This is a genomic window from Candidatus Aminicenantes bacterium (assembly GCA_026393795.1).
Taxonomy (GTDB): domain Bacteria; phylum Acidobacteriota; class Aminicenantia; order UBA2199; family UBA2199; genus UBA2199.
In genome coordinates this window covers 1-17,798 of record JAPKZL010000102.1, presented here as the reverse complement: position 1 = coordinate 17,798, position 17,798 = coordinate 1, and the positions used below count along the sequence as shown (strand labels likewise).

The window sequence follows — 17,798 nt, the reverse complement described above, 5'->3', positions numbered from 1 at the left end:
AACCCGGTATAATTTTTATGGAGGTGGACCATCGCGCCCTGCCCGATTTGCGGCCAATTGAAAGAGGTCGAAACCTCGTTTGCCAAATACCTGGCGCCGCAATACGACAAGCCCCTGCCCGCAGCAACGGCAAAGCTGATCATCCTGCCGGCCATCAACCCAAAGGCAGATCATGAAAAACAACACGTGCGCCGCTGCCCCCATTGCCACACCCTCTACCGCTACATCCGCTCCCACGAGTACATGGTCAACGGCTGCGAGGATGAGGAGGAGCTGGCGCGCATGTCCCCACCCCAGGCAACGGCTTTTTATCTGGAGCAGGCCGTCCTGCTGGAAAAGCGCCGCCGCGAGATTGACGATCTTCAAGGGGCTGCCGGCAACCTGGGCGACTACATCGATCATGGCAACCCGAGCCCGGCCGAGGAGAAGGAGGCCTATGATTTCATGGAGCGCCATCGGCAGGACGCCGACAGCCTGCGCGCCAAGCTCCAGGTCCTGGTGGAGACGCTGCGCCGCGACGGCCCGGAGATCCTGGCCGTTTGGGCGAACGCCCATGCCCGCGTCTGTTGCTCCTTTCTCCATTCCCTCCCGGATAAAAGCGACGACGACAAGACGGCGCGCTACGTCGCCCGCACCACACTGGAAGCATGGGAAAAGCTCCCCAGCGGCGGCGAGACGTTCATCGCCATCAATACGGCGTGGCTGGAGGGGTACCTGGAATTGCTCGGGCCGGAGCTGGGGATTCAGGGGCAAAGTAGTTAGTAGATAGTAGTTAGTAGAAGAAGGCTGAAGACAGAGGACAGAAGACAGAAAACAGAAAAAAATCTGGATGTAGGGGTTTGATTCATCAAACCCTTAATTCTAGACGTAGGGGCGGCGTCTGTGCAGCACAAATTATCCACCGACCTTGGTGGATATAATTTGTTTGTCCCTGAAGGGGGAACCCGCCCGAAGAAATAAATTCCAAATCACAAGCACCAAACAAGCACCAATATACAATGACTAAGTGATCAAAACGAAGAAAAAAGAACTGTAATTAAGAAATCTGCCCATCGTAGGGAACGCAAATTTGCGTTCCCTACCCAAGGCAGAGTTATCTAAATTTCAATGTGAGCTACCCAAGGCAGAGTTATCTAAATTTCAATAGGAGTCGCGACAAGGAAAAGCAACCAGGATGATCCATAATTCTATATTGCTTTTTTTATTGAATTTCCTTATGATTCCCTACATGGCCAAAACTGACTTTCCTGTCAGTTACAGCAGGGAGGTGGCGCCATGACCTTGATAGCGATCCCGGTGTTGATCATGGCCGGCATCACCCTGTACGTCGGCTTCTTCTACCTCATGATCTGGCTGCGCCTGAGGCGGGAGATCGGGGACTTCTACTTTTTCGGCCTCTGCGCCACCGTGGCGGTCTACGACGTGTTCAGCGCGCTGCTGTACAATTCCCGGAATTTCGAGGCCAGCATCTGGTGGCAGCGCGGGCAGTTCTGCACCATCGCTCTCATCGCGTTGTGGATGATGTTGTTCGCGGCCAGGTTCCTGCGCCAGAAGTTATCCTTCAGGTTGTGGCTGCTGTTCGGCCTGTTCGCGGCTTTTGTCTTTGCCTCATGGATCGATTCGCCCCTTTTCCTGCATCACAGCGCGCGCGCCCCGAAAACCGTTACCCTCGGAGCGCTCACCTTCCGCTACCTGGAGATGAAGCCCGGCCCCTTGCTGATCGTTTTGTTTCTCCTGATCCTCGCCGGCATCCTCATTTCCTATATTTATTTTGTCGGCGCCTTTCGCAAGCGCCGCGAACAGCGATCGGCGCTCATCCAGGCGGGCCTCAGCGTCTTTTTCATCGCCACCGTCAACGACATTCTGGTCGGCGCCGGGGTGATCCGGTTTATCTATCTTTTGGAATACTCGTTTCTCGCCGTGATCCTGGTCATGGACTTCGTCATGCAGCGCAATTACCTGGCGCTGGTCAACGAGGAAAAGAGGCATGCGAGCGAGCTGGAAGCCTCCCTGGCAAAGATCAAAACGCTCAAGGGACTTCTCCCCGTCTGCACGTCCTGCGACAAGATCCAGAACGACCAGGGGCACTGGCAGCCGTTCGAAGAATTCGTCGTCCAGCATTCCGAAGCCGATTTCTCCCGCAGCATCTGCCCCGATTGCGCCAGAAAGCTGTACCCGGCGCTCGATAAAAAGTTTGAGAGACGCTGCAGAAAGAGAAGGAAGGAAGATCGAGAAAAGAAAGGATAGTCAAACTTAAGATTTTTATCTGTAGGGAACGCAAATTTGCGTTCCTAAGTCAAGGCAGTTTTCTTGACCCATCAACCCTTTTACCCTTATACTCATCTACATTGCTATAATCAGGTATGAGGGGTTTAAAATGAAAAAGCAACACGATTGGGATCCCGATCATTACCTCAAATTCTTCGGCGAAAGGACGCAGCCGTCGATCGACCTGGTGAGCAAGATCAAAATCGATTACGCGCCCCGGCGCATCCTCGACGTCGGCTGCGGGCCCGGCAACAGCAGCCAGGTGCTGCTCCAACGCTGGCCCAAGGCGGGGCTCGTCGGCGTCGACAATTCGCCGGCCATGATCGAAAAGGCCAAAAAGGATTTTCCGAAGGGGAAATGGGTGCTGGCCGACGCCCGCCGCTTCGCACCGGCCACCTGCTTCGACCTGGTCTTTTCCAATGCCGCCATCCAATGGATCCCGGGCCACGAGCGGCTGCTGGCGAAATTCGATTGCCTGCTCTCGCCACGCGGGGTGCTGGCGGTGCAGACACCGATGTTTAACGTCATGCCCCTCGGCCGGATCATCCAATCGGTCTCGCTGGGCAAGCGCTGGAAAAAGGCGACGGCGGGGTGCTCGCGCTTGTACCACTACCACGATACCGGCTATTACTACGACCTGCTCGCTTTCAGGATGAGGAAAATTGACATGTGGGTGACCGATTACATCCATGCCATGCCGTCCCACCTGGCGATCGTCGACTGGATCCGCAGCACAGCGCTGAAACCCTACTTGGAGCGCATCGCTGACGCCAAGGACAGGAAAGATTTTGAAAAAGAAATTTTGCGCGAAATAAAAAAATGCTACCCCAAACAGAAAAACGGAAACGTTCTGTATCCCTTCAAAAGGCTGTTTTTCATCGGCTACAAGTAAGCGCCGCCGGCACCAGTGAAGTAAGAAGAAAAGGGTATAGGGTTCAGGGTATAGGGTAAAAAAAGAAATTTCGAGTGCGGTGGGGGGGGAAAGCAGACTATTTTTTTTGGGCTTTAATCTTTCTCAGGTATTTCAGGTCTTCCAGGTCTTTTGCCCGTCCGGCCGCTTTCTTCATGCGGATCATGTCGTCCAGGCAGGGGAAATAAACTTCAGTCTTCCCGAATTTGGAACTGATCTTGTTTCTCCAAACATCCTCGAACGCGACGCCTTTGACAAACGGATGAATATCCGTTTCCACCATGTATTGCCGGATCAGAAGCTTGTTTTTCAACAGGTCTTCGTGGCTGACGTCGCTTAAATCATAGCCGAAACTCTGCAGCGCCTTTTTAAGTCTTTTGATGTTCTCCATTTCGGCTTTGACAAAAATATCGATGTCCAACGTGGCGCGGGCATAACCATAAACGGGAAAAGCAGTAGCGCCGATGACGATGAATTCGACTTTATTTTCTTTTAAGGATCTCAACAGCTTTTCGGTGTCCATTTTGCTCCAGCAAATCCTTCATTTCCCGGCTTTTCCTTTGCATCAGTTGGAAGCGCTCCTTTACCGTCAATGAAAGGAGATAGTGCAGCTCGAAATCCCTTTCTTTTTTTTCGTCGTCTTTTTTTAGCAAAAGAATCTTGCCGTCAGCTTTCTTTCCCATGCTTGTATTTTAACATATCAGCAAGCAGCCGTCATTAAAAAAGAGGGTAAATGTTAATTCTGGATGGTGATGATTTTGTCCCCGTCCTTGCCTTCAAAATGGACCAGGATCAGTTCGCCCTTGATGCCGGCCAGCTTCAGCCAGTTCATGCAGTCGCTGAAGGTGTCCTGGTTGATGTTCCCGGCGCCGTACATGATGGCCGATTTCGAATCCTTGTTGCACCAGACGATGAAACCGCGGGCGCTGGCCTCGTCCATCCTGGTTTGCGTGATGGTCATCGAGACGGAAACGGCGAACTCGAAATTGCAATTGACCGGCTTGTAGGCGTTGCCGACCTGCAGCTGGGTGCCGGCGGGCTGGGTCGACAACAGTTGTTCGAGCAAAGCTTTCTTCATGTTCTCCCCTTTTTCAGGAATGGAAAATCATTTTGAAACCAGCTTATACAACAAGGAGCGCGGAAATTCAAGCGGCAATGCAGTCCGGGTTCAACCTCAACCCGGCACAGCCAGCACCAATGCAGTAAAGACTATGTGACAAGTGACAAGTGACGAGTGACGAGAAAGAAAGTAACTAGATAAGACTAAAATTCCAAATCACAAGCACCAAATTCCAAACAAATAACAAATTCCAATAACCAAATGGACAAAACGAAGATAAAAGAACTGCAATTAAAAGATCTGCCCATCGTAGGGAACGCAAATTTGCGTTCCCTACCCAATGCTCTAATCTGTCGAAAAATCGAGGGGTTCGCTTTTCCTGGGAAATTTTTGAATAGGTTCAACGGGTTTTTCTTTTTCGGTCATTCTTTCAGATTTTTTCATATCTAGTATGATTTTATCATATATTTTTCCCGACCGGTGTCGGAGGTAAAGCTTCTCCTTTTCGGAAGCTTTCAGGAGGGAAAAGGCTTTTTTCAGGAGCGCATTTAGTTCCCTGGCGAAAGTATAACCCGGGTTTAGGCCATAGAGCAGAATTTTACCCCGCGCCTGGCTGTAAAGGACGCCGGCGCTTTCCATCTTTTTGAGCTGGTACTGGACGGCATTGAGGTTGAAGCCGAAATTGGCCGCAATCTCCCGCGGATAGGCGTCGTCGTTGACCAGCAGGAAAAAAAGGACCTTTTCCTTGAGCGAAGATTCCAATATTGCTTCCAGCATGTCCGCCTCCTACAACAGCGTTGTTCATATGACCAATACAGTTGTACAGTACAACACAAAAAATCGATTGTCAAGAAAATAAATCAATTAATTTACAATGGGGTAAAATTGCCTGTAGGGGTTCAATATGTTTTCAATGTAATTCGTATTGAACCCCTACATTGACCTATGTTCCTTGAGAATCCCCAACAATTATATTGATGTAAGGCAAACCATCGCAATGGCGACTCATTGGTTGGAACGCGGTTGCTTGGAAAGGCCGCGCTCATAAAGGAGGACTTATGAAAGAGAATACGAAAAACTGGCTCCTGGCAACGGGAGCGGCGGCATTGATTGCCTTCGCCGCCCTGGTTTATCACCTGTACCCCGGGATCATCGCGCGCCTGGGAGTCGACCGCGACGAGTTGGGCGGAATAGCGCTGGTAGTGCTGATCCTATGGCTGGTACTGCGCAAGCAGCAGCCTTTGACAAAACAAACGCGCCTGGTGCTCGGAGTCGTTGTGGCGGTTGGTTTGCTGGTGGGGCTGGCCGTTTTTTTCATTTCCTGACTTGAGGCTTCCGGACGGGCGGGCGCTGGGGTAAAATAGGGCCATGGGCGATGACATGGACATGCGGCTGGAAGCAACCTACCTGGACCTGCTGGCGCAGCACGGCCGGATCGCCCCGGCCGTCGCCCGGCTCTATACCCCGGCCAACGACGACGCGGCAGATTTGGAGCAGGAGATCCGTTTGCAGTGGTGGCGCGCCCTCCCCGGCTTTTCCGGCCGCGCCAAGGCGAGCACCTGGATGTACCAGGTGGCGCTCTACACGGCGCTGACCTTCCTGCGCCGGCGCAAAAGGCGGCTGCAGCCAAACCCGCTGCAGCACGCGGAGAACGTGGCCGACCCGACACCGCACCCCGGCGGCGGCGAGGAGCAACGGCGCTCGGCCCTGCATGCGGCGCTGGCGCGGCTCGAGCCGGGCGAGCGGGCCCTAGCCTATTTGTGGCTGGAAGAGTGCAGCCACGAACAGATCGCCGCTGTCATCGGCATCAACGCCAACGCGGTGGGGGTGCGTTTGCACCGCATCCGCAAGAAGCTGAAGGAGATGCTGGGAGCCCGTGAGGAAGAAAAATGAATACGCAACAAGATGATCTGCAGGAACTTTGGCAAAAGGAGAAGGCTGACTCCGGAGCAGTTCCCGGCAAGGCAGGCCCCTTGCCCGTTAACCCCGCTTCGGGAAAGGCCGAGGCCGACCGCTTGCATCGACACGTCCGCCGCGACGGCTGGCTGAAGATCGGCGCCCTGCTTTTCATTCTGGCCGCCATTCCCCAGTTCGCCGGCCGCTTCAGCGTTGGGGTCATCGGGGTGCTCGCTTTTTCGCTCCTGGCCGTCGCGCTGGGGATCGTCCAGGTCGCCTGGTGCTCGAGCTGGCGCCAGGAGAACAGCGCCCTCCCTTTGGCCGACGCCCTGGCCGCCGACCTGGAGCTCTGGCGCCGGCGTCGCTTAGGCCTGGCTTTGCTGCTGGGCGCCATCCCGGCCCTGGCCTGGCAGATCTACCAGCTGGCCTACCTGGCCATGAACCCGGGCAGCTCCGGCCGGCTGGCCAACCTGATCTTCCTGACCGCCGGCGGCCCGCTTCTCTGGCTGCTGGCCTCCTGGCGGCAATGGGCCCGCCTGGAAGCCTGGCTGCTGCAGATCGGGCGGGCATTGGCGGCGTTCGACGAGGAAGCAGCCGCCAATTATTTGCTGGCCCGCAAACGGGCCGGTCGGCGCACCGCGCTGATCGTGGCGTTATTGCTTATCCTGCTCCTGGCTGGAATCGTGCTTTTCTGGGTGGCGAAATAGGAAAGGCGGAATGATCTCGGCGGACGGCGTACGGTAGACGGTGGACGGTAGACGAAAAGAAATAAAAAACGATTCTTGGTGTAGGGGCGGTTTGCAGCACAAATTATCCGACGTCTTCGGCGGATCTAATTTGTCTGTCCCCCATTGGGTGAACCGCCCTTCTGAAATTTCAATAGTAAAAGAAAAAAATTATTTCAATTGCAATTTTATCCCGATCAATTCTTTCACCGCTTCCAAATCGGATTTCTTCCTCACCTCGACGCGGATGGCGCGGAGTTTTTCGCCGGAATTGAAAAAACCGTCTTTTAGGGATTTGCCCAGGGAACTGACGTGGACGAGCGGCTCGGCCTTGGCGTTGAGGTAGAAGGCAGCGCTGAAACATTTCTCCCGTACCGCCACCCAGCAGACGGTTGTCTTTTTATGCGTCACCTTGCACAGCCAGCTCTTGCCGTCGTTGTAATAGCGCCATCCGGCCGCCAGCAACGGATCGTTGGCTTCGAGCAATTCCATGAAAGCGTCCCAGGCGGGCTTGACGACGCCCAGCTGCCTTTTAAGCACCGTGTCGTCGGGAAATTCATCGGGATCATTCAATGCTGGATGATTCATTCATTGACCTCGGTAGAGATTTCAATGTAGGGAACGCAAATTTGCGTTCCCTACCCATAACAAAATTCCGGTTCTTGCGCCTAATTCCTTTTTTTCAACGCCATGCGGGCGAGGAGAAACAAGCCCACGCCGCCGACGATAAGCGCCGTATGCATGAGCTTGCTGCGGTCGACGATTTCGACGAAGCGGGCCTTGCCTTGGCGGATCTCGATGTAGCCCAGGGGGACGGTTTTTACCCCAACCCCCATGCACGGCCCCTTCTTCTTCCCCGCCGCCTTCTCCACCCGCTCCTTGCCCGCCGGCTCGGCGCGGCCGCAGCCGCAGGCATGGATGGAAACCTTGGCCACCGGGATGAAGGTGACGCGGTCCTTGACGTACGCCTCGCCAAACACGATCTTGGCCCCGCTTTTTTCGGTTATTTCCCGCATGATTTCCTTCAGATCCATGAGCGCCTCCATATTATGGATACATTCTATGCCATGGTTGTGTATCTGTCAAAAAAAGTACATAATCCAATCTGTCACTCCCAGGAGGTTATCCCATGAAAAAAATATCCATTCTGCTGCTGTCCTTTTTCTTCTTGTCGATAGCGCTGATCGCCGGCCCCAACGAGACAGCCAGACAATTGGCTTCGCCCTCGCCCTGCGCGACGGGGCTGGCGTTCGACGGCAAGGCTTTCTGGACGGTCGACCGCAGGACCGACAAGCTGTACCGCATCGACGCGGCCAGCGGCGAGGTGCTGGCCACCCTGCCGGCTCCCGGCTACTTCTGCACCGGCCTGGCCTGGGACGGCAAGCACCTGTGGGTCTCCGACATGGACTTCACCAACACGGCCACCGAGTCGTACTGCGGCAAGATCTACCAGCTCGACCCCCAGAGCGGCCGGACGCTCAAGGTGATCATGGCCCCGGCTTCCGATCCCCAGGGGCTGGCCTGGGACGGCACCTATTTGTGGGTTTCCGACAACAACAGCGACGAGCTGTACCAGATCAGCGCCGACGACGGGACCACCATCCGCGAGTTCAAGGCGCCGTCCGGGGACCCGGGCGGCCTGGCCTGGGACGGCAGCTGTTTGTGGAACTCCGACCGCTCGCGCAACGAGATCTACCGCATCGAGCCCAGGAGCGGCCGGGTGATCATGATCCTCCCCTCCCCCGGCCCTTATCCCTGGGGCCTGGCCTGGGCCGAAAACAGCCTGTGGAGCGTCGATTACCAGACCGACACGATCGCCCAGGTCATTGTCTCCTCCGATCAGCCTTATACCCGCTCGAAGGAGCGCTACGCCGACATAAATTTCACCCACGACGCCATCAATTTCGGCCCGGGCACGGTAACCAATCTCGACGTTTACATCGCCCTGCCGAAGAACCGCCCGACGCAGGAGGTCTTGGCCATCGACTACCCCCAGCCGCTGCTCGATTTCAAAACCGACCGCTGGGGCCAGGAGGTCGCCCATTTCAACCGCAGCGCCATGAAGGCGGGCGAGCGCTCGACTTCGCAGATGCACGTCCGGGCAAAAATTTACGACGTCATGTACCGCCTTTTCCCGGAAAAAACCGGGTCGCTGAAGGACATCCCGGCCGACATCCGCGGCCGCTACCTGGCCGATGAGGACAAGTACCGGCTCAAGGACCCGGTCATCCAGAACGCCGTCAAAGAGGCGGTCAAGGCCGGCGACAACCCCTACTGGATCGCCCGCGACATCTTCGACTATCTCCGCGAGAAACTGTTCTACAAGCGCATCGGCGGCTGGGACATCGCGCCCACCGTCCTCAGCCGCGGCTCCGGCTCCTGCTCCGAGTACACTTTCGTTTACATCGCCATGTGCCGCGCCGCCGGGCTGCCGGCCCGCTTCGCCGGCTCGGTGGTCGTGCGCGGCGAGGACGCCAGCTTCGATTTCGTCTACCACCGCTGGGTGGAGGTCTATCTCCCGAACTACGGCTGGGTGCCGGTCGACCCCAGCGGCGGCGACCAGGAATCGCCGCGCGACCAGGCCAACTTTTTCGGCCACCTGGACAACCGCTTCCTGATCACCAGCGAGGGCGGCGGCGGCTCGGAGTATCTGAAGTGGGACTACAACTCCTCCGAAACCTGGCAGGCCGACGGGCCGGTGCAGCTGCGGCTGGAGATGATCGCCGAATGGGAGCCGGTGAAGTAGCTCCGAACCGGCACGTCGCGGGCCGCGGTTTTTACATAAAAGCCGTGCCGCGCTTCTTCCTCCGTTTGCGTTGGCGGAAAAGTTGATGGGGAAGCGAAAACAGTTCCTTCTTTGAAGTGTTCGCCTCTATTTGGCTTCCGCAGGCACCAGGTTTTTCTCGTCGAAGGTTCCCGGCGGAATTGGGACGTCGAAGGCCATCTCCTTGAGCACGATCTCGGTACGCGAGTTCTTGCGCAGGCAGTCGCTCATGACGAAGCGGCCGGCGAAGAAACGCGGGCCCGTTTGGCGGATGTCCCCGGCGACAAGTTCCCTGGCCAGCTTGTTGCTGCGGGTGAAGTATCGGCAGCGCAAAGCGACACCGGTTTCCTTGTCCACCCACAGCAGGCGTGTTGCATAGGTTTGCCCCGGCTCCAGAGCCGACAGGCGCAACAGTCGGCAGGGGCGGCCTTCGACCGTTTCGTCGCCCAGGAGCTCGGCGCTGAAGCGGCCGCGCAGGCTGTTGCTCATGTCAACGATGTCTTCGAGGGAGAAATCGGACCCCAGCCGGCTCTGCTGGCGGCCTTTCCCGATCTTCAGCACCTTGCGCGCCGACGGCAGGTAAAGGAGCAGGTCGCCCCCTTGGCGCAGCAGGCGCTGGCCGCGGTCGCGTTCCGGACTCACGTATTCGAGGAAGAAATTGTCCCGCCCATCAAGATAGACGAAGAAGGCTTTGCTAGCCACCCGGCTCTTGCTGGTGATGATCGTCTCGCCGCTGAAATAGGCCGTCTTGAAGGCGAGGTTGCGCTCCAGCCGCGCCAGGACAGCATCGGTCGATTCCGTTCCTTGAGCAAAGACAACAGCCGCTAAACCCAGCGCGCTTAGCAAACAAGTTTCGCGCCTCATGGTTGCCATTCCTTCAGCGCACCTGCAGCCCCGTTGCCAGCGCCGCGGCCGGCATGGGCGCCGTTGCCTTGAAGGCCGGGCGGACGGCGGCGGCGACGGCGAAAAAGAGGCCGAAGACGAAGGCCTCGGCGACAAAGACGAACAGCAGGCGCGGACGCAGGACGGTGCTCATGAACGGTACCGGGGAGTCCATGCGCTCGAGCATCGGCGTGACATCGAAACCGATGCGCTGGGCGAGGAGCGAAAGCCCGGCCCCGGCCAGGCAGCCGAGCGCAGCCCCCAGGACGCCGATGAAGAAGGCCTCGCTTAAAACCAGCTGCCGCAAACCGCGGTCGCGCAGGCCCAGCGCCTGGATGACGCCGAGTTCGTGCGTCCGCTCCATGATCGACATGCGCATGGTGTTGCTGATGACGGTGGCCACGACGAGCATGAGCAGCACCACGATGACGTTCATAATCTTCTCGGCCAGGACCATGTAGCGGGCCATCCAGTGCTCCTGAAGCGGGACGGCAGCCAGGCCGTCCTGCTTGTGGTGAGCAAGGACCTCTTTCACCGCAGCGGCCAGCTTGGGGGCGTCGTCAACATCGTCGCCCTTGAGCAGGATCTCATGGACCGCGTCCGGCGAGTCGAGCAGCTCCTGGGCCCTGGCCAGGGGGATGCAGAACACGTTGCCGTCGACGGCGCGCACCCCGGTGGCGAAGATCCCTCTCACCCGGAACTGCAAACCGTAGGTGCCGGAGTTGAGATCGGAGGTCACGGCCAGGATGGCGTCGCCCACGCGCAGCCCCAGCCGGGCGGCCAGGAGCTCGCCGACGATCATGTCCGCTGCCGTCCCAACACCTTGGGCGGCGTCCCCTTGGGGGGCACTCTCCCCCTCCAGATAGCTGCCGCGGGTCATCTTCCGGTCCAAGCCCAGGAAATATTTCTCGCTATCGGGCACGATGCCGATGGCCACGCAGGGCTGGTTGCGGCCCTCGTGGCTGAGTATCAGCCGCAGCTTGAGCCGGCCGGTGAGATGGCGGACGGCCGGGATGGAGGTGAGGTCGCGCTCGAGGCCGGCGGCGCCCCAGACCAGGTGCTCTTTGGGCAGGACCCGCTCCAGGCGGAGATATTCCCTGGCCGTGACGCGCACGTGCCCCGTTTCGCCGTTGACCAGGTTCTCCCTGAAGCCGGCGTTGATGCCATGAAGATAGCTTTGCACGAACAGGAACGCCGTTGTGCCGAAGGCGATGGCCAGGGTGGTGATAGCGGTCCGCCGCCAGTTTCTCCAGATGTTGCGCCAAGCCAGGGCAACGATCGTGCGCATCATGGCCGGCGCAGGGCCGAGACCGGGTCGAGCCGCACGGCGCGCCAGGCCGGGTAGAAGCTGCAAACGACGGAGACAACGGTGCCGAAGACGAGGGCAAAGGCCAGCATGCCGAAGGTCAGGTCGGCTCGGAAGACGTCCTGGATCGGGTAGATGGCGGCGGCGATGTCGGCCACCTCCCTGCCCAAAAGGAAGGCGATGTCGATGCCGTGGGTTTGCAAATACCATCCGCATAAACCCCCGATCAAGCAGCTGGCCGCCGATCCCAGGAAGCCGATCACGCCGCCTTCCAGAACAAAGAGGAGCAGCACCTCGCGCTTGCGGAAGCCCATGGCCCGGAGAAGGCCGATTTCGCGCGTCCGCTCCATGACCGCCATCAGCATGGTATTGATAATTCCCAGGGCGGCGACCAGGAGCATGATCAGCGGCACGATGGCGTGCAGCCGCGAGCGGAGGCGGTTGACCTCGATCAGCCCGGAAGCCGCCTCCCAGAAGCCGAGGACCTTACCCTGGAAGCCGCTTTCCTTCAGGACGCTGGCGATGGCCGATTTCGCTTTGTCCAGATCCTTTTCATTTTGCATGCGCAGCGCGATCTCTCCGACCCGGTCGCCGACTCCCAGGCTCTCCTGCAGCAGCGGCAGCGGCAGAAAGTCCGCGCCGCGGTCCAGGCGCGGGTTGCCGCTGACGAATACCCCCTTGACCTGGAGATCGATGGCGTTCCAGTTCGCTTCGTCACCGACGGCGAACAAACGCAGGCTGCAGGGATCGCCGGCGGCCAGGTTGAGGTCGCTGGCCAGGCCGCTGCCGACGAGCAGGGTGTCGCCCTCATCCGCGGCCAGGAATTTCCCGGTCCGCAGCGACGCCGCGATGCGGAAGACGGACGGATCGTGCTCTGCTTCGATGCCGATGGCCGTGACCGGGAGCTCGTCCTGGCCGTTGATCAGGGTGGCGGCGCAGCGCAGCCGGCAGGCAACCCCGGCCACCCCCGGTAGCGCCCGCAGCCGCGTTGCCAGGACAGTGGGTGTGCTTATCAGCCGGCCGGCCCTGCGATTGGGATAGACCAGGAAATGGGCCGTCTCGCTGTTCTTGATGTGGTCGAGCGAGGTTTTTTCCACGCCTTTGAAAAGGGCCATGCCGACGATGGTCAGGCCCAGGCCGAAAGCGATGGCCAGGCAGGTCAGCACGGTGCGCCGCCGGTAGCGGAAGGCGTTGCGCAGGGCCAGCCGCAACAGCTCGGTCATCATGGTTGCGGCCCGTTGTCGGCCGTGATGCGGCCGTCGTGGATGCGGATGAGTCGGCGGGCGAAATCCATCACCATGCGGTCGTGGGTGGAAAAGATGAAGGTCGTGCCCAGCTGCCGGTTCAGTTCGCGCATCAAAGCGAGGATCGCCTCGCCGTTTTTCGAGTCGAGGTTGGCCGTCGGCTCGTCGGCCAGGACCAGCGCCGGCTTCTTGACCAGCGCCCGGGCGATGGCCACCCGCTGCTGCTGGCCGCCGCTCAGCTGCGCCGGCCGGCGCTCCTTCAGGTCGGCCAAACCAACCGTTGCCAGCAGGTCATCAACCGTTGCCTGCCGCTGCTTGCGGTCGGCCATGCCCGCCAGGATAAGCGGCAGCTCCACGTTTTCCCGGGCGCTTAAGACCGGGATCAGGTTGAAGGCCTGGAAGACGAAGCCGATCCGGGAGCGCCGAATGTCGGCCAGCCGAACTTTCGGGGCCGCGGCAATCTCTTCCTCCTCCAGGAAGATGCGACCGCGCGAAGGCCGGTCGAGGCAGCCGATCAGGTTGAGCAGGGTGGTCTTGCCCGAGCCCGAAGGCCCGGCGATGGAAAGAAACTCCCCCGGTTCGACGCCGAAAGAGACGCCGGCCACGGCTATGGTCTCCAGCTTGCCGTTGCGATAGGATTTGCCGACATCGTCGAGCCGGACCTGGGCCATGTTAAGCGGTCCCCCCGTCCCCGGCGACAGCGGGCGGTTCATTCGCCAGGATCATTTTTTCAAAGTAGCGGCGGGTGACAACGGCCGAAAGCCGTCTGGAAACCCAATGCCGGCGGCGAAAATAGTCGCCCAATCTGGCCGCTCCCATCAGCCAGCGAAAGCGCCGGGCCTTTTCGCGGACGCGGTCAAAATCGCCTTGGGCTGAGCGCCGGGCAATCTCGCCGAGCGGCACGGGGCTTCGCTTTGATTCAACGAGCAGGGCAACGACCTTCTGCGTCAGGCGCGTTTCCATAAAAGCGCGCACGGTGTCGTCGGTCAGCCCGGCCGAAAGCATGGTCGGTCCGAGCACGCCGCCGCAATTGGCGACGAAATCGGGCAGGCAGAGGATACCCCGTTCGTTCAGGATCTTCTCGGCGGCGTCGGTCAGCGGCAGGTTGGCTCCCGGGCAGACGATGCGCGCCCGCACGGCGCCAGCATTCGCCTCGTTGACGACATCTGAATTGCCGCACGGGCAGAGGATGTCGGTCGCGACCTCCAGCAGGCCGGCGGCGCTCATGCGCTCAGGCCCGGGGTAGAAGTCGACGAGGCCGTCGCCGTGCCGCTGCTGCAGCTCCAGCAGCCGAGCCAGGTCGAGCTCGCGTGGATCGTACAGCGCCCCCTGGCGGGTGGAGACGCCGATCAAACGGCAGCTTCGATCAACCAACTCGCGGGCAACGGCGCTGCCCACCCGGCCGAAGCCGGCGATGATAAACGACAGACGTTCCGGAGCGAGGCCCAGGAAACGGGCCGCCGCGATGGCGGCAACGGCGACCGAGAGCCCCGTGTAGGCGGCGCTTGGGGACAGGTCCGCTGCCGCGACATGGCCGATTCCCGCCGCCCGCAGCATATGGCCAATGTCCTCCGGCGTCGTGCCCAGGTCCTGGCCGGGGCGGAACCCCCAGCCGCGAAGGAAGGGCGCCAGCTCCCGGCCGAAGGCACTGAAGACGGTGGCCCTCCTTTCTGGGCCGAGGTCGTCGCCTGCGTCCAGCCCCGCTTTGGCGCCGCCGCAGGGGAGGCCGAGGAAGCCGTACTTGTGCGTCATCACCCGGGCCAAACGGCCGAGCTCTTCGGCGCCGAGGCCCCGTTTTAGGCGCACGCCGCCGGCGCTCATGCCGTTGACCGTCGAATCGACGACCAGGAAACCCTGGATGCCGTCGGCGTTGACAATTATGGTCCTGGGATGCGCGGTAGTCTGCGCCACGATGCTCAGCCTCCGCCAGGCAAGATAACAAAGGCTCCGGCGAAAGTCAAACCGGTTGCCGACGCAAAGCCGTTCCGTTATAATGGGCGCGATGGAAGGCAGCAAAAGGATGACGTCAGGATGACCCGTTCGCTCGGCAGCGGCTTCCGTTTCTGCCGCTACTTTCTCAAATCGTACCTGGGGCGGGCTCCTCGCCCGGAAGAGTGGCGCCGGCTGCAGGAGGAGCGGCTGCGCATCATGGTGCGCCACGCCTACGAGAACGTACCGCTGTACCGCGAGAAATACGACCAAGCCGGGATCAACCTTGACACCATCCGCACCCTTGACGACCTCCAAAGGCTGCCCCTGGTCGGCAAGGACGAACTCAAAAAAGGCTTCCCGTTGGCCATCCTCTCGCAACGCATCGACCCCGAAAATTGCCTGACCGTCTCGACCTCCGGGAGCACCGGCAGCCCGGTCCGGGTTTTCCGCGACGCCTTTTCCGGCTGGCCCCCCTGCCGCTGCTGTTGGGCCTGCTGTTTGTGCCGCGCTTTTTGAAGCGCTGGGCCGGCAGCGGGCTGAAGCGGCGGCTGACGATCATCGCCCCCGAAGACGAGGGCTACGACATCCATTTGCTCTACAACCAGCTGACGCGCCTGCCGCGCTTTCTGCGCAGCGGCCTGCAATACCTCGACATTGCCGTTGAACCCGGCCGGCTGTTGCAAGCCCTCCTCGACCATCACCCCGACATCGTGGCCGCCGATCCGGTCATCCTGCAGAACATCGCGGCCGAAGCCGAGCGCCTGGGCCGGCCGCTGCCGGCGGTCAAGCTGCTGATCGTCGGCGGCACCTTCAGCGGCGCCAATGCCCGCGACCGCCTGGCCAAGGTCTACGGCGGCCGGGTCATCGAGCATTACGGCGCCATGGAGGCGGGCACCATTGCCTTCGCCTGCCCCGATGGCCAGGGGATGCACCCGCTCTGGCCGGCCGTCATCGTCGAAATTGTCCGCGACGGTAAACCCTGTGCGCCGGGCTCGCCCGGCGAGGTGGTGGTCACCAATCTCTGGAACACGGTCACCCCGATCATCCGCTATTCCGGCCTGAACGACACGGCCGTGCTGGAGCCGGGGGCATGCTCCTGCGCCAACCCCGCCCGGCGGCTGACGCTCCTCGGCGGCCGCCAGGTCGATGCGCTGCGCCTTGCCAACGGCGTCTTAATCCATCCGTTCCGCCTGACCCTGGCCCTGGAGCGCATCCCTGGCCTCGACCGCTTCCAGATCGTCCAGGAAACCGTTGACCGGGTGCGGGTCAAGGTCGTGGTTGACGGGGGAGATGTAGAGGCGGTCCGCGCCGCGGTCACGCGCAACCTCAACGCCATCCTGGGCGCTGCGGTCACGGTGCTGGTCGAGCCGGTTAACGACATTCCCCGGCTTAAAGGCCCGCGGACAGGCCAAGCCCCGGTCCTTTCCCTGCTAGAGCCGCAAAACGATTGACTTCCAGTCGGCCATTTGCTAGATTGCAGGGCATGAGCCACACATTGCTGCGCCAGGCGATCCGCCAGATGGCCACGTCCAGGGGCATGCGGCTGCTGAAACGCTACCAGGACCGCCTGCTGCGGCAAACCGTCGCCTATGCCTCCCGCAACTCCCCTTTCTACCATGAGCGTTTTATCAAGGCGGGTCTTTCCCCCACCCAGGTGAAACGGCGCGAGGACCTGCCCAGGCTGGGTTTCTTCACCGGCGCCGCCGATCTTCTCGTTGATCCCTTCGCCTTCCTGGCCGTTCCCCGCTCCCGCGTCCTCCACGTCATGGGCACCTCGGGCAGCACCGGCAAGCCCAAGCTCACCTTCTATACCCGCTCCGACTGGGAACGCCTCGTCAACAAGCTGCGGCTGGGATACATCCTCGTCGGCCTCGAGCCGGGCCGCGTCACCCAGACCATGATGTGCGCGGGCACCCGCGAATGGCTGGCCGGCGACCTGCTCCATGAAGGGCTGAAGAGCCATGGCATCTGGAACATCCCCATGGGCACGGTGGCCAGCCCCGACGACCAAGTCGAGGCCATCCGCACCTTCGGCAGCAAAATTCTTTTCAGCACGCCCAGCTTTCTCAGCCGCGTGACCGCGGAGACGGCCGGCCGCGTCGACCTCCCCGGCCTGGGCGTGGAAAGCATCTACGTTTTCGGCGAGGCCAGTTCGCCGGATATGCGGCGCTGGCTCGAGCAGGCATGGAGCGCCAAGGTCTACGACGGCTACGGCATGATGGAATTCGGCGCCGCCATCGCCGGCGAATGCCCGGCCCAGAGCGGCATGCACCTCGATCTCCATATCATCGTCGAGGTGATCGACCCGCAGAGCGGGCACGTGCTGCCCCCAGGGCATGAGGGCGAGCTGGTGTTCACTTCCCTGGGCCGGCAGGCGACCCCGCTGCTGCGCTACCGCAGCGGCGACATTGGTCGCCTGCTGGTCGAGGAACCGTGCCCATGCCGGATGATCCCGACGCCGCGGCTCGACCACGTGCGCGGCCGCATCGACCACAAGATATCCCTCGGCACCGGGGAAAGCTTTTATCCCGAATCGTTCGACCGGGTGCTGGCCGCGGTCCCCGGCATCCTGGAATACCAGGTGGTCATCGACAAGGAGGGCTACCGCGACAGCATCGCGGTCATGGTCGCAACCCATTCGCCCTCGGCCGAGCTCGCCCAACAGATCGTCGAGTGCTTCTATAAGGAAAACCCCACCCTGCACTACGACACCTTTGGTTCGAAGACCGTGGCCGAGCTGCGGGTGGATTTCGTCAAGCCGGGAGCATGGGCGCGCGACTACCGGGCCAAGGCGCAGCGCCTCGTCGACAA

Annotated in this window: 21 protein-coding genes; 10 read left to right on the top strand and 11 right to left on the bottom strand. The window is 60.4% G+C overall.

The genetic code is table 11. From position 1 onward, the window contains the following. Positions 1 to 57 precede the first annotated feature (57 nt). From NTW95_05085 to NTW95_05075, 3 genes are all read left to right on the top strand, one after another. Complete coding sequence (locus NTW95_05085; GenBank protein ID MCX6556792.1) at positions 58 to 762, top strand: hypothetical protein; 705 nt, start codon at positions 58 to 60, stop codon at positions 760 to 762. A gap of 513 nt (positions 763 to 1,275) precedes the next feature. After that, on the top strand, positions 1,276 to 2,247 hold the full coding sequence (locus NTW95_05080; protein ID MCX6556791.1) for a hypothetical protein: 972 nt from the start codon (positions 1,276 to 1,278) through the stop codon (positions 2,245 to 2,247). Positions 2,248 to 2,377: 130 nt separating this feature from the next. Beyond that, positions 2,378 to 3,160 carry a methyltransferase domain-containing protein gene (locus NTW95_05075; protein ID MCX6556790.1) on the top strand — a complete coding sequence of 261 codons (783 nt, stop codon included), beginning with the start codon at positions 2,378 to 2,380 and terminating at the stop codon, positions 3,158 to 3,160. A gap of 97 nt (positions 3,161 to 3,257) precedes the next feature. Here NTW95_05075 and NTW95_05070 read toward each other — a convergent pair whose 3' ends face one another. From NTW95_05070 to NTW95_05055, 4 genes are all read right to left on the bottom strand, one after another. After that, complete coding sequence (locus tag NTW95_05070; protein ID MCX6556789.1) at positions 3,258 to 3,701, bottom strand: nucleotidyltransferase; 444 nt, start codon at positions 3,699 to 3,701, stop codon at positions 3,258 to 3,260. Beyond that, positions 3,661 to 3,861 carry a hypothetical protein gene (locus NTW95_05065; protein MCX6556788.1) on the bottom strand — a complete coding sequence of 67 codons (201 nt, stop codon included), beginning with the start codon at positions 3,859 to 3,861 and terminating at the stop codon, positions 3,661 to 3,663. Before NTW95_05065 ends, NTW95_05070 begins: the two co-directional genes overlap by 41 nt. 53 nt (positions 3,862 to 3,914) lie before the next feature. Then, positions 3,915 to 4,256: a hypothetical protein gene (locus tag NTW95_05060; protein ID MCX6556787.1), complete on the bottom strand. Its 342-nt coding sequence runs from the start codon at positions 4,254 to 4,256 to the stop codon at positions 3,915 to 3,917. Between the two features lie 327 nt (positions 4,257 to 4,583). Further along, a complete protein-coding gene (locus tag NTW95_05055; protein ID MCX6556786.1) occupies positions 4,584 to 5,015 on the bottom strand; it encodes a winged helix-turn-helix domain-containing protein in 432 nt (143 codons plus the stop codon). 281 nt (positions 5,016 to 5,296) lie between these two features. Between NTW95_05055 and NTW95_05050 the strand changes: the two genes are divergently transcribed. The 3 genes from NTW95_05050 to NTW95_05040 all read left to right on the top strand — a co-directional run bounded on the left by NTW95_05050 (position 5,297) and on the right by NTW95_05040 (position 6,841). Continuing rightward, positions 5,297 to 5,563, top strand: coding sequence for a hypothetical protein (locus tag NTW95_05050; GenBank protein ID MCX6556785.1), 267 nt, complete (start codon positions 5,297 to 5,299; stop codon positions 5,561 to 5,563). Between the two features lie 61 nt (positions 5,564 to 5,624). Continuing rightward, the gene (locus NTW95_05045; GenBank protein MCX6556784.1) at positions 5,625 to 6,131 is read left to right on the top strand and encodes an RNA polymerase sigma factor; all 507 of its coding nucleotides are present in this window, start codon (positions 5,625 to 5,627) and stop codon (positions 6,129 to 6,131) included. Next, positions 6,128 to 6,841: a hypothetical protein gene (locus NTW95_05040; GenBank protein MCX6556783.1), complete on the top strand. Its 714-nt coding sequence runs from the start codon at positions 6,128 to 6,130 to the stop codon at positions 6,839 to 6,841. Before NTW95_05045 ends, NTW95_05040 begins: the two co-directional genes overlap by 4 nt. 189 nt (positions 6,842 to 7,030) lie before the next feature. On the opposite strand, the gene NTW95_05035 is transcribed toward NTW95_05040, so the two are convergent. Both NTW95_05035 and NTW95_05030 read right to left on the bottom strand, forming a co-directional pair. After that, positions 7,031 to 7,447, bottom strand: a complete 417-nt coding sequence (locus NTW95_05035; GenBank protein ID MCX6556782.1) for a DUF3788 family protein — start codon at positions 7,445 to 7,447, stop codon at positions 7,031 to 7,033. Between the two features lie 80 nt (positions 7,448 to 7,527). Continuing rightward, complete coding sequence (locus NTW95_05030; GenBank protein ID MCX6556781.1) at positions 7,528 to 7,893, bottom strand: hypothetical protein; 366 nt, start codon at positions 7,891 to 7,893, stop codon at positions 7,528 to 7,530. 95 nt (positions 7,894 to 7,988) lie between these two features. Between NTW95_05030 and NTW95_05025 the strand changes: the two genes are divergently transcribed. Beyond that, positions 7,989 to 9,605: a transglutaminase gene (locus NTW95_05025; GenBank protein MCX6556780.1), complete on the top strand. Its 1,617-nt coding sequence runs from the start codon at positions 7,989 to 7,991 to the stop codon at positions 9,603 to 9,605. Between the two features lie 126 nt (positions 9,606 to 9,731). Here the strand turns inward: NTW95_05025 and NTW95_05020 are convergent, their stop codons facing one another. The 5 genes from NTW95_05020 to NTW95_05000 are packed head-to-tail and all read right to left on the bottom strand — an operon-like array spanning position 9,732 to position 14,966. After that, entirely contained in the window at positions 9,732 to 10,487 is a 756-nt protein-coding gene (locus NTW95_05020) for an outer membrane lipoprotein-sorting protein (GenBank protein MCX6556779.1), read from the bottom strand. Between the two features lie 13 nt (positions 10,488 to 10,500). Beyond that, on the bottom strand, positions 10,501 to 11,796 hold the full coding sequence (locus tag NTW95_05015) for an ABC transporter permease (GenBank protein MCX6556778.1): 1,296 nt from the start codon (positions 11,794 to 11,796) through the stop codon (positions 10,501 to 10,503). Beyond that, positions 11,793 to 13,037: an ABC transporter permease gene (locus tag NTW95_05010; protein MCX6556777.1), complete on the bottom strand. Its 1,245-nt coding sequence runs from the start codon at positions 13,035 to 13,037 to the stop codon at positions 11,793 to 11,795. Before NTW95_05010 ends, NTW95_05015 begins: the two co-directional genes overlap by 4 nt. Then, positions 13,034 to 13,726, bottom strand: coding sequence for an ABC transporter ATP-binding protein (locus tag NTW95_05005; GenBank protein ID MCX6556776.1), 693 nt, complete (start codon positions 13,724 to 13,726; stop codon positions 13,034 to 13,036). Before NTW95_05005 ends, NTW95_05010 begins: the two co-directional genes overlap by 4 nt. Position 13,727: 1 nt before the next feature. Then, on the bottom strand, positions 13,728 to 14,966 hold the full coding sequence (locus tag NTW95_05000) for a hypothetical protein (GenBank protein ID MCX6556775.1): 1,239 nt from the start codon (positions 14,964 to 14,966) through the stop codon (positions 13,728 to 13,730). A gap of 120 nt (positions 14,967 to 15,086) precedes the next feature. Between NTW95_05000 and NTW95_04995 the strand changes: the two genes are divergently transcribed. The 3 genes from NTW95_04995 to NTW95_04985 all read left to right on the top strand — a co-directional run. Continuing rightward, a complete protein-coding gene (locus tag NTW95_04995; GenBank protein ID MCX6556774.1) occupies positions 15,087 to 15,503 on the top strand; it encodes a hypothetical protein in 417 nt (138 codons plus the stop codon). Then, positions 15,473 to 16,438, top strand: coding sequence for an AMP-binding protein (locus tag NTW95_04990; protein MCX6556773.1), 966 nt, complete (start codon positions 15,473 to 15,475; stop codon positions 16,436 to 16,438). The genes NTW95_04995 and NTW95_04990 overlap by 31 nt, the downstream gene beginning before the upstream one ends. Before the next feature lie 32 nt (positions 16,439 to 16,470). Beyond that, positions 16,471 to 17,798, top strand: a 1,328-nt coding sequence (locus NTW95_04985) for an AMP-binding protein (protein MCX6556772.1), incomplete at its 3' end; no start/stop codon positions are given.